At 71.7% G+C, this 12,835-nt stretch carries 7 protein-coding genes; 3 read left to right on the top strand and 4 right to left on the bottom strand.

Features of this window, described 5'->3' with window-relative positions:
- Nucleotides 1-25: 25 nt before the first annotated feature.
- Nucleotides 26-577 carry an HdeD family acid-resistance protein gene (locus tag ACQEXA_RS13435; protein WP_433129965.1) on the bottom strand — a complete coding sequence of 184 codons (552 nt, stop codon included), beginning with the start codon at nt 575-577 and terminating at the stop codon, nt 26-28.
- Nucleotides 578-1,186: 609 nt separating this feature from the next.
- On the opposite strand from ACQEXA_RS13435, the gene ACQEXA_RS13430 reads away from it, so the two are divergent.
- Nucleotides 1,187-3,631 (top strand): lysylphosphatidylglycerol synthase transmembrane domain-containing protein, encoded by a 2,445-nt coding sequence (locus tag ACQEXA_RS13430; RefSeq protein WP_433129963.1) that lies wholly within the window; start codon nt 1,187-1,189, stop codon nt 3,629-3,631.
- 33 nt (nt 3,632-3,664) lie between these two features.
- Here the strand turns inward: ACQEXA_RS13430 and ACQEXA_RS13425 are convergent, their stop codons facing one another.
- Genes ACQEXA_RS13425 through ACQEXA_RS13415 form a run of 3 tightly spaced genes read right to left on the bottom strand, consistent with a single transcriptional unit; the run spans nt 3,665 to nt 7,078 of the window.
- The gene (locus tag ACQEXA_RS13425; RefSeq protein WP_433129961.1) at nt 3,665-6,409 is read right to left on the bottom strand and encodes an AAA family ATPase; all 2,745 of its coding nucleotides are present in this window, start codon (nt 6,407-6,409) and stop codon (nt 3,665-3,667) included.
- Nucleotides 6,410-6,458: 49 nt separating this feature from the next.
- Nucleotides 6,459-6,791 carry a response regulator transcription factor gene (locus ACQEXA_RS13420; RefSeq protein ID WP_433129959.1) on the bottom strand — a complete coding sequence of 111 codons (333 nt, stop codon included), beginning with the start codon at nt 6,789-6,791 and terminating at the stop codon, nt 6,459-6,461.
- Between the two features lie 32 nt (nt 6,792-6,823).
- A complete protein-coding gene (locus ACQEXA_RS13415) occupies nt 6,824-7,078 on the bottom strand; it encodes an AAA family ATPase (protein ID WP_433129957.1) in 255 nt (84 codons plus the stop codon).
- 140 nt (nt 7,079-7,218) lie between these two features.
- Here ACQEXA_RS13415 and ACQEXA_RS13410 point away from each other — a divergent pair, with 140 nt between their 5' ends.
- On the top strand, nt 7,219-9,954 hold the full coding sequence (locus tag ACQEXA_RS13410) for an AAA family ATPase (RefSeq protein WP_433129955.1): 2,736 nt from the start codon (nt 7,219-7,221) through the stop codon (nt 9,952-9,954).
- Nucleotides 9,955-10,075: 121 nt separating this feature from the next.
- Nucleotides 10,076-12,793 carry an AAA family ATPase gene (locus ACQEXA_RS13405; protein WP_433129953.1) on the top strand — a complete coding sequence of 906 codons (2,718 nt, stop codon included), beginning with the start codon at nt 10,076-10,078 and terminating at the stop codon, nt 12,791-12,793.
- Nucleotides 12,794-12,835 lie beyond the last annotated feature (42 nt).

Below are 12,835 nucleotides of genomic sequence, written 5' to 3'. Positions count from 1 at the left end.
CTGGATGGGGACAGCCTGCCCCCGCTCAGACTCCGACCGGCTCCGCACCGCCGGCGTTCTTGAGGAAGTGGCGTTCCTGGAAGGACGCGATGATGCCGGAGGTGCCGTAGAAGATGCTGAACAGGCCGAAGACGGTGGCCAGCGAGACCGCGCCGATGTCCGGCCGGACGAACAGCACGAAGGCCAGGGCGATGGACACCAGGCCGCTCAGCACGAACAGGGCCCGCTCGCCCGGCTTTTCCCCGCGTTGGAAGGCCAGGACGATCTCCATGGCCCCCGTCGCCAGGGCCCATGCGCCGATCCAGATCGTGAGGGCCATCGCGGTGATGCCGGGCCAGGCCAACGCGACCACACCGGCGACGACCGACAGCAGGGCGAGGAGCAACCAGCCGAAGACCGGGCCCACCCGGTCGCTGCTGAAGGCCCGCGCGCCGTCCAGCGCCGCGCCTACGAACGCGTACACGGCGAACAGGATGACGACGGCGCCGATGGTGATGCCGGGCCAGGCCACGGCGACCACTCCGATGGCGACCGCCAGCAGACCGCGCCAGAGCAGTGCGTTGGGCGAACTGAGCATGATGATCTCCCACTTGTGAGGGTGTCGCCTCGTTCTTGATACGAGACGAGGGATGCACGGGGTGTGCGCCTGACCTTGCTGGAGGTCGTGTTGTCCACCGTGAACGCTAGAACGACCGGCCTGGCTGGTGATCCGTCATCCGACTGCGCTCGGTACTTCACCCCGAGAGGCGGATCAGGCCGGCTCGCGTACAGCGCGGGACGGTCATGCGGCACTGCAGTCAGGTGACCGAAGTCCGACCCGCCTCCCGGTGAGAGCATCGCTGTCGTCGAGCGGGGGACGACGCCTCAAGGGCGGCACTGGCGCCGCATCCCGGCTCTCAGGCCGCCGACGAGGAGTTGACATGATCAAAGCCGTGCCCGTTCGTCCTGGGTACTCCGGCCCGGTCCGATATCACGGCCTGCGTTCTGACCATATCGGTGAGCGCATGAGCCGTCACCACTGGTTTGCTCCAGGTCGTGGCCGCCCTCGTGGTTCCCGCAGGCGCCGGGATCCGGATGGCGTTCGTGCTGAGCAGCGCGATCTGATGGGCGGTCGGCCGTGATCGAAGGCCATCGGATACACCTGACTTCGGACGCCGCAGGCACATCGGAAGGCCTGCCGGCGCCCGTGATCGACGCTCCGCCGCTGCATGCCGTCCGCCGGGCGGCCGATCTGTGGCGGCTGCTGGTGTCCCTCAGCGCGCTCCTGGCGACCGTCCTGCTGGCGGTCGCTACGCGCGATGTCGCCCGGACGGTTCAACAGGGACTGCTGACCACGGCGACCGCGTTGCCGCCCGATCTGCGCGACGGTCTCGTGGGAGCGGTGCAGGGGATCGCCCTGCTCGCGCCGACCGCCGCACTGGCACTGTGGGGTGTGCGGCGGCGGATCGACCCGGTTCAGCGGGTCGTACCCGCGGCGGTGTTGGGCGCACTGGCCGCATGGTCCCTCACGCATCTCGCGCTAGCGCGCAGCAGGCCGGATCTGTGGCCGGAGGTTTTGGCGGGCCGGGGCGCTCTGGTGCGCGCTGGCTGGCCGTCGGCGGTGTACCTGGCCGCCTGCGCGGCGGCGGTCGTCGGGGCGGGCCCATGGCTGGGGCCCCGCGTACGGCGGGCGTTGTGGTCGCTGACCGCCGCGTGCGCGGTTCTGAGCGCCGCCGCCGCCGCGCTCGTGCCACTGGATGCCGTCGCCGCACTGGCCGTCGGGGGCGCGGCGGGGTCGGCCGTGCTCTTGCTGGGCGGGGCTCCGACGGACCGGCCGGCGGCGGAGGCGGTCGCCGACGCGCTGGTCGCCAGCGGAATCCCGGTCGCCACCTTGCGTGAGCTGCCCTCGGACGACCAGCGTCCCGGCGAGGGCACCCTCTACCATGCCGAGACCACCTCCGGTTCTCGGCTGGCGGTACGGGTGCTGGCCGCCGAGGACCACAACCGTGATCTGTTCCACCGGCTTGCCCGACGGACGCTGCTGCACCACCCGGCCGACGCGGGCGCGCAGTCACCGCTGGGGGCGGCCGAGCACGAACTGCTCATGATCGTCTTCGCGGCCCGTACCGGGGCCCGGGTGGACGAGCCCGTGATGGCGTATCCGGTGGCCGGGGGCGGCGCGCTCGTGGCGACGGTCGATACGGGTGCCCGCCCGCTGTCCGCGCTGACGGACGAGGCCCTGACCGATGAGCTGCTCATCGCGGTGTGGACGTCCGTGGCCCGCCTCCAGGAACACCGATTGGGCCATCGGGCACTGCGCCCGGAGCACCTCCTCGTCGAACCGGGTGGCGTGTCCCGGCTCACCGCGTTCGCGCGCGCCCAGCTCAATGCTCTGCCCGATGTGCTCGGCAGCGATATCGCCGAATTGCTGGCGACGACCGGGATACGGGTCGGCCCCCACCGCGCCACCGTGAGCGCGCTCGCCGGCCTCGGACCGGAGCTGCTGGCGACCGCCCTGCCCTACCTCCAGCCGCTCGCGCTGATCGGCCCGGCCCGGCGTGCCGTCGCCCGGTACGACCAGGAAGCCGCGCGGGCCGCTCGCGCAGGCGGGGGGCGGCGGATGCTGCGTCCCGGCGGTAGACCGAGTCTGCTGCGGGATCTAGCCGCCGAGGTGACGGCCGCCACCGGAGCTCCACCCACCTCACCCGCGCCCCTTGCCCGCCTCACCTGGAAGAAGGTCCTGGGGCTTGTCGGCGCATTCCTGGTCCTGCACCTTGTACTGCCGCAGTTCGCCAACGCCGGGGCCGCCGTGGACGCGCTGCGCTCCGCCAACTGGTGGTGGGTGCTCGCCGTCGTGCCCGTCACCTTCATCTCGCAGGCGTTCTCGACCTGTCTCCAACTCGGCACGATCCCCGACCGGTTGCCATTCGGACCGACGTACGAGGTTCAGTTCGCCAGTTCGTTCCTGAACCGGATCACCCCGAGCAACGTCGGCGGGATGGCCCTCAACCTGCGCTTCCTGCAGAAGACGGGCATCGAGACCGGGGCCGCGACGGCCTCCGTCGGGCTTCAGAGTCTGGCCGGCGCGCTCTCCAACGCCGTTGTCGCCGCGGTGTTCTTCGCCTGGGCGGGAAGGCACGGCCGCGGCCTTCACGTGAACCTGCCCGCTGGCCGGTACGCCCTGCCCGCCATCGCCCTGACGCTCGCGGCAGGGGGCCTGCTGGCCTTCACTCCACCGGGCCGCCGTTTCCTGCGCGAAAAGGTGTGGCCGTTCCTGCGCGCGGCCGGATCGACCATGGCCGGGATCGCGTCCGACCCCGCCAAGCTCGCGATCGGCGTCGTCGGTGCTCTGGGCCTGCCTCTCATCCAGATTCTCGGGCTCGGCCTGTCGGTCCATGCGCTCGGTGGTGACCTGCCCGTCGTCCAGGTCGGCGCCGCATACATGGCGGCCCGGTTGATCGCCAGTGCTGCTCCCGTGCCCGGCGGTCTCGGTGCCCTCGAAGCCGGTCTCATCGCCGGTCTGACCGCCCTCGGTATGGCGGCGGGCCCGGCCACCTCGGCGGTACTGATCTACCGGCTGCTCACCTTCTGGCTCAACGTCCCGCTCGGCGCCGCGGCCCTCGGCGTCGTGCAACGCCGGGGCTACGTCTGACGAGGTACCGGTCACCCGGGCACCGGGCACAGGTCAGGTGGGATCGGCCTCGACGAAGGCGTGAAGCTGTGCCCGGGTGGTGATGTTCAGCTTCGGGAAGATCCGATACAGATGCGAGCCGACCGTCCGGTGTGACAGGAACAGGCGTTCGCCGATCTCCTTGTTGGTGAGCCCCTGACCGGCGAGGCGGACGATCTGGAGCTCCTGCGCTGTCAGCTGACTAGTGAGCGACGCCCGGTTCGTGGAGGTCTGGACGACTCCCGCGGCGCGCAGTTCTACGCGGGCGCGCTCGGCCCAGGGAGCGGCGCCAAGGTGTTCGAAGACGTTGAGAGCGGCGGTGAGTTCGGTCCGGGCCGGTTTGATCCGTTGCTGGCGGCGTAGCCACTGGCCGTGGGCGAGCCGGGCGCGGGCGCGCTCGTAGGGCCATCGGTCGCCTTCGGGATTCGCCAGCGCGGCCCGGAAGTGCCGCTCGGCGTCCGCGTCGGAGTGGGCCAGCAGCGCGCGGGCGGTGCTCATCAGCAGGTCCAACCGTGGGGTGGGCCGCTGAGCCAGATCGCTGGCTGCCACCGCGAGCACCGTCTCCGCCTGCTTGGCCTGGCCGGCAGGGATCGCGGCGGCGGTGAGGTCTGCGAGGGCGTAGTAGGAGTGGTGGTCGTGGAGGGGCTCTCCGGCGTGGGTGAACAGCCCGCGGAAGTGGTCGTAGGCGGCGTCGTGGTCGCCTTCGGCGGCTGCGGCCAGACCCAGTGCGCGCCCGCAGCGCACGCCGATGATGCGGCTCTGCGGGTCCGCGGCAGCCATCGCCCGCTGCGCGAGCGTACGCGCCTCGTCCACCCGCCCGCGCAGGGCCGCCAGCATCGCCTTCAGAGACTGGCCCATCGCGGTGGAGAGCCCCGGATTGAGATCCAGGGAGATCGCGATCGAGTAGTCGGCGATCGCCTCGGCCTTCGGCCACTTCCCGGCGTCCAGGCATGCGTGACCGTAGAACGTCAGGAACGAGCTGTTGCTGCCGGACAGCGCCGCGTTCCGTTCGGGTTCCAGGATGCTGCCCAGGAGCTCGATGCCCTCGGCCGGGAGGTCGGCAATGCCGGCCGCCGCACCCAGCATGAGGCGGCTGAGGTACTCGGTGCTCTCTTCGGTGATCGAACGTTCCGCCTCCTGGCGTATCCGTTCGCGGGCGGCGAGGAAGTCGGTCGAGGCCTCGATCCAGAGCAACAGTGGTGGGTCGTCGATCTGCGCGGTCACCTGGGCCAGTGCCTGGCGGATCTGTTCGCGGTGCTCCCGTCGGCCGGAGTGGAAGGCCGCGCTCGCGGCGACGCCCAGGACTCCCACCGCCGACTGCGGGGTGCGCTCGGCCGCCGCCCGCGACGCCGCGATCAGCAGTTCCATCGCCGCGTCCTGCCGCCCGGTGTTGGACACCGCCCAGCCGACCTCCGCCGGCAGCTGATCGCGGACGTCGGGGGCGTCCGTGAGAGCAGCGGCGGTGGCGGCGTACTGTTCGACCTTGTCGGGCCGGTCGTTGAAGAGGGCGAACTGAGCGGCCCTGGCCAGTCGCCGGGCCCGCGCGGTGGCGTCGGGAGTGAGTTCGGCGGAGCGCTCCATCGCCGCGAGTGCCTCGCTGGGTGCACCACGCCTCCCGGCGCGCTCGCCCACCTCCGCGAGCATGACGGCGAGATCCTCGTCGGGTCCGCTCGCGGCGGCCGCCAGATGCCATGCCCTCCGGTCGGGACTCTCCTCCAGGGCCTGCGCGACGGTCTGGTGCGCCGCCCGCCGCTCCTCCAGGGAGGCGGTGTGATAGAGCGTCGAGCGGATCAGCGGATGCCGGAAGTAGGGCCCCAAGTCGCTGCGGTGGAGCAGTTGGGCCCGCTCTGCCGGCAGCAGGGCGTCGTCGGGAAGCCCACCCGGCATGGCGGCGACCACCATCGGCCACTCGAACCCATCGGCGGTGGACATCAGGAGCAGCAGGTTCCGGGTCGCTCGCGGCAGTTCCGCCAGACGCACCGCGAAGATCCGCTCCAGCCGCTCGGTGAGCGGAAAGAGCCCACCGGGCCGGAACTGCGTTCCGTCCTCGTCCCTGGCGACCTCGGCCAGTTCGATGATCGCCAGTGGGTTTCCCCGCGTCTGGTTCAGCAGACGCCGCCGGACGGTCCGGGCCAGGGTGACAGGCTGCAGATCCAGCAGCTCTCCGGCGGCTTCGGCCGACAGCGGTTCGACGTCGAGTTCGGCGAAGTCCCCGCCGAACGAGGCGGGAGTCGAGCCCCTTGTTCCGGTCAGCACGGCGACCGGTTCACCTCGCAGACGGCGGCCGAGGAAGCCGATCGCGTCCTGCGACGCCCGGTCGACCCACTGGACGTCGTCGACGACCAGCAGTGCGGGACGCTGCTCACCGAGTTCGGAGAGCAGAGTCAGCGCCGCCAGGCCCACCAGCATCCGATCCGGCGGAACGTCCTCGGCCTCCATGGCGAACGCGGCCCGCAGTGCGGAACGTTGCCGTCCGGGCAGGGTTTCCGCTTCCTGAAGCACCGGCCGGAGCAGCTGGTGGAGCGCGGCGAACGGAAGCCTGGCCTCGCTCTCGTATCCGCGGGCCTGCAGCACGGTGGTCCCGGCCGACTTCGCCCGCCGGATCGTGGCCTCGATGAGGGTCGTCTTGCCCATGCCCGGCTCGCCCCGCACGAGGAGCGCGGGACGGTCGCCCGTCGGTCGTACGAAACCCTCGAGCAGCGCCAGTTCTCGCTCACGTCCGAGGAGAGACCCTTCAAGTCCACCAGACCCGTGCCGCATTCATCCCCCATACCTCGGCAGTGATTCCTGACTTGATCAAGGATGACGCTCACTGGTCATCAGCGCTCGCCGACAGCACCCCACGCAGTTGCGTTCGCGAGGTGATGCCGAGTTTCGGAAAGATGTTGTAGAGGTGCGAGCCCATGGTTCGGTGCGACAGATAGAGCTGCTGCGCGATGTCCCGGCTGGACAGCCCCTGCTTGGTGAGCCGGGCTATCTGCCACTCCTGTGCCGACAGTTGCGGCGTGCCCTGGGCGGCCGCGCGCTTGGTCTTCAGGCCGGAGGCCCGCAGTTCGCGGGCGGCCTGCTCCGACCAGGCCGCGGCTCCCAGGGTGTCGAAGGTGCTCTGCGCGGACCGCAGCGGGCGGCGCGCCTCGGCCATCCGGCGCCCGCGGCGCAGCCATGCGCCGTGGGTCAGGTCGAGCCGGGCCCGGTACCACGGAGAGGCGGCCGCGCTGAGGTCGAACGCGTGCTTGAAGAGTCGCTCGGCGTCGCCGTCGTCGGAGAGCGCCCCGCGGCGGCCAGCAGGAAGGTCTTGCCGATCCCGGCCTCGCCGGTGATCGCATGCGCGCAGCCCCGGTCACCGACGGCATCGAGCAGTCCGGTCAGCAGGGCGAGAGCCGCCTCGCGACCGACCAGTCCGCGTGGCCCGGTCCAGCTTTCGACCATGGTGAGCACCGCCGCCGTTCGTTCCGTGCCCCGAAGGGCACATCATGGCCCTTCAGTATTTCTTCAGTCACCGTACTGATGTCCGGGCCTGGTGATCACTTTAGTGTCGCTGTCATCTGGATCAAGGAAATGGGGCTCGGATGGTCGACACGGAACTCGCCAGCCGGGATGCCGAGTTGAGGAATCTGAAGGATCACGTCGCGCGTCTCACGGGCGGGGGTGGCGGGCTCGTGGTCCGGGGTGATCCGGGCATCGGCAAGTCCTCGCTGTTGTGGGCGGCCATCGACCTCTCCGAGGCGGCAGGGTACCGCACGCTGCAGGCCAGCGGGTTCGAGTCGGAGGCCAGGATTCCGTTCGCCGGACTGGACCAGCTCCTGCGGCCGGTGCTGTTCGCGGCGGAACAACTGCCGACGGCGCAGCGGAAGGCGCTGCTGTCGGCGCTGGGTGTCGAGGACGGACCGCCGCCGGAGCTCTTCAAGGTCGCTCTCGCCGTGCTGAACATGCTCGCCGAGCTGGCGATGGCGGCCCCGGTGGTCGTGGCCGTCGACGACATCCACTGGTTCGACCAGTCCACCCAGGAGGCGCTGGCCTTCGTCGCCCGCCGGGCCGAACGCGACGCCGTCCTGATCGTCGGGACCATTCGCAACGGTCATACGAGCCCCTTCGGTGCCGCTGGACTGCCCGAGTTCGAGGTTCTCGCACTGGACGGCGCGGCCTCACGCCGCCTGGTGGCCACCCGGGCCCCTGGCCTGAGCCCTGTGGACCGGGACCGTATCCTGCTGGAGGCGCGGGGGAATCCGCTGGCGCTGGTGGAACTGCCGGAAGCATGGCAGGCGAGCGGAGTGACGAGCGAGCACGGACCGCTGCCCTCGATGCCGTTGACCGCCCGACTGGAGCGTGCGTTCGCGGGCCGGGTCGCCGACCTGCCCGGGCTCGCTCGGGACGCCGCGCTCATCGCCGCCGTCGACTACGGCAACGACCTGTCGGAGGTCCTGGCCGCGGCCTCGGTGCTGGCCGGATGGACCGTGACGCTGGACGTGTTCGCCGCCGCGATCGAGGCCAGGCTTCTGACGGTGAGCGGGACGCACGTGGGGTTCCGCCACCCGCTGGTGCGCTCGGCCATCCTGCAGGAGGAGCCTCTGACGCGTCGGCTCGCGGCCAACGCGGCGCTGGCTGAGGTGCTGACCGACGACCCCTACCGGCGCACCATGCACCGGGCCCAGTCGATCCTCGGCCCCGACGACGAGATGGCCGACGAGCTCGAGGCGAGCCACACCATCTCGCTGAAGCGCGGTTCGGTCACCTCGGCGATCTGGGCCCTGGAGCGTTCCGCGCAGCTCACCACCGACTCGGCGAAGAAGGGCAGGCGGCTGCTGCTGGCGGGTGAGCACGCCTTCGGGCTGGGGCGGACGGACACGCTCGACCGGCTGCTGACGGCTGCCGCGCGCACCGAGTTGTCGGAGCTGGACCGGGTGAGGATGGAGTGGCTGAGGGAGATCTTCAGCGACGGTGTCCCCGGGGACACGCCGCGGGTGCTGGAGCTGTGCGCGATGGCTGATCGCTCCGCGGCCACGGGCGACGTCGACCTGGCGCTCAACCTGCTGCTCGGTGCCGCACTGCGATGCTGGTGGGCCGACACGGGGCCGGAGGCACGAGCCCGGGTGGCCGCTGTCACCGAGGCACTCCCGGTGCCCACGACCGACCCCCGCTATCTCGCGGCCCTGTCGGTGGCCGAGCCGGTGCTGCGCGGTGCCGCCGTCCACGACCTGCTCTCCGGTATGTCACCGGAAGGTGTCTTCGACGCCGAGGCGCTGCGACTGCTCGGCATGGCCGCACACGCGATCGGTGACCCGCCACGGGCGATCGACCTGCTGAGTAGATCGGCCCAGCTGCTGCGCGAGGAGGGACGGCTCGGCCTGCTCTCTCACGTGCTCACCATACAGATCAACAACCATCTGTGGATGGGTGACTGGGGCCGCGCGCTCATGGTCTCGGAGGAGGGCCACCGGATCGCCGGGGACACCGGGCAGCCTCTGTGGACTACCGGGTCGATGAGCCAGGACACGATCCGCCGCGGGCTGCTCGGGGAGACCGAGCGGGCGCTAAAGATGGCGGCGGAAGTGGAGGCGGCGGCCGGCCGGGACCGGCTCAACGACCTGCTCTGCTGTGTGCAGCTCGCGCGTGGTCTGGCGTGGCTCGCCTCCGGGGAGTACGAGTTGTCGTACCAGGCGTTGCGCAGGCTCTACGATCCGGCCGATCCCGCCTACCACCTGCGGGAGTCCTTCGACGGTGTGATGTTCTTCGCCGCCGCCGCGGCGCACAGCGGTCACCGTGAGGACGCCGCGCCGGTGATCGCCGAGCTCGAACGGGTGGCCCGGATCACTCCCGCGCCGCTGCTGCATGTCCATCTGCTGTTCGCCCATGCCGTGCTCGCAGCCGACGAGGACGCCGAGGAGCTGTACGAGGCGGCGCTCGGCCATGACCTCAGTCGCTGGCCGCTCGTCCGGGCCAAGACCGAACTGGAGTACGGTGAGTGGCTGCGCCGACGCCGGCGGCTCGCCGAGTCCCGGACGCCGTTGCGCTCCGCCCAGAACACCTTCGACCTCATGGGCGCCACCACGTGGGCGGACCGCGCCCGCGCGGAGCTGCGGGCGTCCGGCGAGCGCGTCGTCGAACGCCGCGCGTCGACCGTGGACGAACTCTCCCCGCAGCAGTTGGAGATCGCGAGACTGGCGGCCGAGGGGCTGTCCAACAAGGAGATAGGCGAGCGGCTCTACCTGTCCCCCCGGACGGTCGGCTCCCATCTGTACCGGATCTTCCCCAAGCTCAACGTCACCACCAGAGCTCAGCTCGCGGCCCGACTGGAGGAGAGGTAGCGGGTCTCCGTCTACCCGCTCCTGCCCCGACTGATGAGTGCGCGGCCAGTCATTTGGCTCAAGCCCGGCCGTGAGCGCTTTCCTACGATCGGAGCAGGGCACCAGGCAGAGGAGGGGGCGGATGCGCGAGGCCGAACTCCTGGGTCGGGGCGACGAGCTGAGGAACCTGTGGGAACTGACGGACCGGCTGCCCGCGGCCGGTGGCGCGCTCGCGCTGGTGGGAGGGCCAGGGGCCGGTAAGACAGCTTTGCTGCATGCCGTGGCCGGGCCCGCCCGTGCCATGGGCCGGCAGGTGCTCTGGACGACCGGCCGGACGGACACCAGTCCCTTCGCCGGCCTGCGCGAGCTGCTGCGGCCCCTGCTCGGCACGATCGACGCCCTGCCCGCGGCCCAGCGCGGGGTCCTGCGGCCGGTGTTCGCATCCGAACCCGGACCGCCGCCGCAGACGTTCACGGTCGCCCTGGCGGCGCTGAACCTCTTGGTCGCCGGTGCGTCGAAGCGGCCGGCTGTGGTGATCGCCGACGACGCGCACTGGCTCGACGGGCCCACCCAGGAGGTACTGGCGTTCATGGCGCGCAGGGTGAGCCATGACCCGGTCGTCGTCCTCGCGGCCCTCCGTACCGGATGGACCATGCCGGGCATGGCCGTGCTGGACGTGCCTGCGCTGGACCACTCCTCGGCGCGCCGGCTGCTGACCCGCCACGCGCACGGGCTCGCCCCTGCGGACCGCGAGCGGATACTCCTGGAGGCGCGCGGCAACCCGCTCGCCCTGGTCGAACTGCCCGCCGCACGGAGCGGCGCGCGGCCACCGGGCTCCTGGGCGCACCTGCCCGTGACCAGCACGCTGGCGACCGCGTTCGCCGACGCCCTTGCCGGTCTCCCGAGGCAGACCCGGGACGCCCTGCTGGTCGCGGCCGTCGACCACGTCGGCGAGCTGCCGGAGATCCTCGCCGCCGCCTCCGTGCTGACCGGCCGGGCCGCGGCGGTGGACGTCCTCGACGGTGCGGTGGCGGGGCGGCTGGTCCGGCTGGACGGTACGGGGCTCCGGTTCGTCCACCCCGTCGTCCGGCGCGCGGTGCTGGACGCCGAGTCCCCGGCCCGGCACCGGGCCGCCCACGCCGCTCTGGCGGCCGTCCTGGCCGACGAGCCGCACCGGCGTCTGTGGCACCAGGCCCAGTCCGTCGTCGGCCCCGACGACGAGCTGGCCGATGAACTGGCGGCCGCACACTCCCTCGCGCTCCACCGCTGTGGCGTCGTGGCGGCGATCTGGGCGCTCGAACGGTCGGCACAGCTCACCACCGACTCCGCCATCCGGGGACACCGGCTGCTGGGTGCCGCGGAGTACGCGTACGGTCTCGGCCGGATGCGCCTGACCCATGCGCTGATCGACAAGGCCGACCAGCAGCGGCTCACCGAGGCGGACCGTGCGTGGGCCGATTATCTGCGCGACGTGTCCGACGCGCCCGTCCGACCGGGCCAGGCCGGGACGCCGTCCGTCTTCGACATCCCCGAGCGGCCGGCGGGCGACCCCGACCATGCGCTCGGCCTGCTGCTGAGGGGGGTACTGCGGGCTCACCGGACAGGAACCGGGCCCGCGGAGCGGGCCGCGCTCCTCGCCCTCGCCGACCGGCTGACGGCAGCGGACGACCCGCGTCGCATCGTGGCCCTCGCACTGATCGAACCCGTCTCGCGCGGCCGTGCGGTGGCCGACGGCCTGCCCTCGAACGCGGCGGTTTCGGGGCTCCCGGACGCGGACGGCCTGCGGCTGCTCGGCATCGCCGCACACGCCATCGGCGACCCGATCCGGGCCGTGGAGCTGCTCGGCCGGGCGGAGCCCGCCTTCCGGGGGCAGGGCCGGCTCGGTCTGCTGTCGCATGTGCTCATCACCCAAGCCGGCGACCTACTGCTGCTCGGGGACTGGCCGCACGCCGCAAGCCTGGCCGACGAAGCCCGCCGGATCGTCGCCCGGACCCGGCAGCCGGGCTGGATCGCCGAGCTCACCTGTATCGACGCGCACGCCGCCGCCCTGCGAGGGGAAACCGAACGGGCGCTGCAGCTGGCGGACACGGTGGCTGGCTGGCAGCGCGGCGAACTGGGCATGGGGGTACGGCTGGCCCGGGGCGTGGCCAGGCTCTCAGCCGGACAGCATGCCGAGGCGTACGTCGAACTGCGGCCACTCTTCGACCACGCGGGCGAGAGCCTGCACCGGGAGGCCCTTGCCGCGGTGATGCCGTTCGTGGCGGCGGCGGACGCCTGCGGCCGTCGTGCGGAGGCGACGGCCGTGCTCGCGGACCTGGAGGAGACAGCGCGGCTCACGCCCGCCCCGCTGCTGCACGTCCAACTGCCTTACGCACGTGCCGTGCTGGCCGCCGAAGCCGTGGCCGAGGAGCTGTACCTCGTGGCGCTGGGCCAGGATCTGGCCCGCTGGCCACTTGTCAAGGCGCGCACCGAGCAGGCGTACGGACAGTGGCTGCGGCGTCGACGGCGCTTCGTGGAGGCGCGGTCGGTGCTGCTCGCGGCGCAGACCACGTTCGAGCTCGTCGGATTCGTGGACTGGGCGGAGCGGGGTGGCGGTCAGCCGGGCGGGGATTCCCTCGCGTCGGCCGAGCAGCTGTTGTCCCCGCAGGAGCTGCGGATCGCCGGCCTCGCCGCGCAGGGGTTGTCGAACCGGCAGATCGGGGAGCGGCTGAACCTGTCGGACCGTACGATCGCCACCCACCTGTACCGGGCGTTCCCCAAGCTCGGAGTGGCCTCGCGCCGTGATCTCGCGGCGCGGCTGGGGCTTCCGGAGGACGGCAGCGCGGCCGACGCGACATCAGGAACGGCTGCAGTCAGATGACTGAAGGCGCCGGCCCGGCGCCGTCACTAGCGTGATCACTCT

The sequence above is a fragment of the Streptomyces sp. CA-106110 genome, assembly GCF_050936285.1.
Lineage (GTDB): Bacteria > Actinomycetota > Actinomycetes > Streptomycetales > Streptomycetaceae > Streptomyces.
The sequence above is the reverse complement of the archived record's forward strand: the minus strand, read 5'-3'. Positions and strand labels throughout refer to the sequence as shown.

Bases quoted from the DNA above. Each gene is read 5' to 3' on its own strand.
- ACQEXA_RS13435 (WP_433129965.1), bottom strand. From the start codon at position 577: ATGCTCAGTTCGCCCAACGCACTGCTCTGGCGCGGTCTGCTGGCGGTC.
- ACQEXA_RS13425 (WP_433129961.1), bottom strand. From the start codon at position 6,409: ATGCGGCACGGGTCTGGTGGACTTGAAGGGTCTCTCCTCGGACGTGAG.
- ACQEXA_RS13420 (WP_433129959.1), bottom strand. From the start codon at position 6,791: ATGGCCGAGGCGCGCCGCCCGCTGCGGTCCGCGCAGAGCACCTTCGAC.
- ACQEXA_RS13415 (WP_433129957.1), bottom strand. From the start codon at position 7,078: ATGGTCGAAAGCTGGACCGGGCCACGCGGACTGGTCGGTCGCGAGGCG.
- ACQEXA_RS13410 (WP_433129955.1), top strand. From the start codon at position 7,219: ATGGTCGACACGGAACTCGCCAGCCGGGATGCCGAGTTGAGGAATCTG.
- ACQEXA_RS13405 (WP_433129953.1), top strand. From the start codon at position 10,076: ATGCGCGAGGCCGAACTCCTGGGTCGGGGCGACGAGCTGAGGAACCTG.